Here is a 2637-nt window from a genome sequence, read left to right as displayed (position 1 = left end):
CTCGACCGCTGGCACGGTAATCGTGCAGCGCTGCTCCTTCTTAGCCTTTGCAGCTGCGTCAGCGCATTCCGCCAGAGTTTCCCGATTATCACGTACCAGATTGCTGGCATCCGTAATGCTGCGCCAACCTTCAGGACTTGCCGACTGCATCAGCGAAATCCCGGCGTTCCAGCGATCGTTGTTCATGGCTGTCGAAGCAACTGTTAAGTCAACCGATCCGGGCAAAACCCGTGGGGCGAATAGCGTCAACAGAATACCAAGCACCAGGCCGCCCACGCCCGCGCCGGAAACCCACCGATCCTGCAAGCGCCGATCGCGAGCACCATTTACATATCCATCAAGATTGCTCGAGACGCGCTCAAGGTCGCGGCTCTTACTCTCAATCATCCGACCGACATTCGCCGAAATCCGCTCCGCGACATTCTCAAGCACCCGAGCATAGTGATCCGGACCATTTTTTAATGCCGGCGATTTCTCGATGGCTGCCAGATGCTCGGCAAGCACGACCTGGTTCTGCACGATCTGGCCGAGATCCTCGCTATAGTCGGCTGGCTGCTGGAATTTTTCGAACTGGTCGAAGGCGGCTTCTACGCCCTTGCGGATGACGACCATTTCGCCGCCGACATCCCGGGCCAGCTTCTCTAGTGTCCGGCGTAGTGCTTCGAACGCCTGGGCGGCCTCGTCGATTTCGGCCGGTTCCTGCTGCTCTGGATAATCGCCGCTGTCCGTCATGCCTGCTCCTACCGTTCAAGTCCCTGGCTGCGCCCACGGGAAAGCTGCTGTTCCATTGCGCGAGCGACGTTCTGTTCTTGGTCGACATGACTGATGCCGATTTCCTGGCTTCGGCCGCGCACGATGGATTCCACCTGGGGGTCCCGCTCGATTGTGGTTGCGACCTGGCGCATTTGTCCCTCGACCTTGCCGCGCGCGTCGTCGTTCTGCCAGCCGCGAAGGCCCTGGCGCTCTTCCTGGAGCTCCTGCCACCGATTGATCAGCCGATCGGCACGCACATTCGGGTCGGCTTGCGCGGCCCGTTCGCGGTCCAGGCCGGCGACGAGCTGACCGACACGCTCCCTGCCGGTAAGCTCATGCATGGCGCGTTCGGTCTGCGGATTATACTGCATCGCCGAAACCATCAGTTGGGACGCGCCCGGCCGCTGCCCATCGAGCTGCCGGCCCGCCTGATGTAATTCGGTCTTCTGTCCTTCCAGAACAGGTAGGCCCTCGCGGTCCATCTTTTCCATGGCCGTCCAGGCGCGCGCAAAGCGATCAACCGACTGCTCAAACCCGGATGACTGCCGCAAGCGATCGACTAACCGGTCCTGCTCCCGCGCTGGCCGCTGCGCATCCTCCCTTTCCGGCGCCAAGCGCTCCTGAGAAGCTTTCAGCTTCAGGCCAGCAAACATGCTGCGCTTGGGTGCTTCTGGCTGCTGCTGACGATCCTGGGCCGGCTCGGCGCGATCCTGCGGCGGCACGTTCTCAGTCGCTGCGACACGCGAAAGTTTCAACCCCTCGAATGGGCTGCGGCGTGGGCTCTGCTGACGATCGGCGGCATTATTCGGATCAGGATCGGCCCGCGAGGGGGTACGCTCCTCGTAAGCAGAACGCTCGCTGATGGACCGATCCTGAACCTCCCTTGCGGAAGGAACGGCAAGGGAGCGGCTCTCATGCTCCCGTCGGCCGGCAGGATCAAGATCGATTTCGCTTACGATCCCAAAATGCTCCGCCATACCGCGTCGCTCGGCAAAGTCGCTGACATAGTCGAGCGTCGTCTCCTTGACGCCCGATCGGCTGAGCCGTTCTTCCAGTCCCTTGAATGCCAGATCTTCTGCGCTGCGCACCTTCCACGAATTGCGCTCCGCCGTACTGCCATCCGGAAGCCGCACCGTGTCCGATCCGGCATGTTCAAGCCCGATCTTGGCGCCGATCTCCGGGCGGGCTTCTTTCACGGCCCGTTCAAGGTCGACGCCCCACGTCGTGTGCCGCTCACCCTTGTCGTTTTCCAGCGTCACGAAATAGCTGTCGCGGTTGCCCGGCTTATGCTCATAGGGAGCTTTTCCATGCTCAACCATCTTACCCGCATTACGGCCGGCGAATTCTTCCTGGCTTCCGTAGAGCTGTACGCCATCACGGTGGCGCGTCATCGCGACATAGGTGAGATGCCGGTCCATTGTAGACGAGGCCATCACAAAGGCGCGGTCCACCGTCGCGCCCTGGTTCTTGTGGATCGTCGTCGCGTAGCCATGGTCAAAGCTTTGGTAAGCATTTGCATCTATTCTAATCGAACCGGACCCTCCTTCCCCGGTTTCCAGCACTTTGCCGTCGAGCTGTACCTGTAATGCGTTCGGCTCGACGGCATGGACTGTTCCCAGCATCCCGTTCTTGACGCCAAGGTCACGATCATTCTGCAGGAAGACGATACGGTCGCCGGGCGCAAATGATCGCTTGCCGTCATTGGTCTGGAAAGACAGCTCCCCGGCTTCCGCACCCTGCGCCAGTTTGCCACGCTGCTGCAGGGCCGATCGAACCTCATCATTGATCGCGCGAACGTCGGCGCGACGATGCGCCATCGCCACCCGACTTCCCTCCGGCCGCTCATCGCGATCCGAGAGGTGGTCGCGGACGATTGCGGCCCTT

At 61.2% G+C, this 2637-nt stretch carries 1 protein-coding gene and 1 pseudogene; both read right to left on the bottom strand.

Annotated elements, in window-relative coordinates:
- Positions 1-732 (bottom strand): DUF6118 family protein (locus PDO_RS12415; protein ID WP_009110082.1); only part of this gene is annotated, 732 nt, incomplete at its 3' end.
- Between the two features lie 8 nt (positions 733-740).
- Positions 741-2637, bottom strand: a pseudogene (locus tag PDO_RS28620) (Ti-type conjugative transfer relaxase TraA); the annotation flags it as partial.

This window comes from Rhizobium sp. PDO1-076 (genome assembly GCF_000247475.1).
Lineage (GTDB): Bacteria > Pseudomonadota > Alphaproteobacteria > Rhizobiales > Rhizobiaceae > Allorhizobium.
Note: the sequence above shows the minus strand (reverse complement) of the source record. Positions and strands in the feature narration are given on the sequence as shown.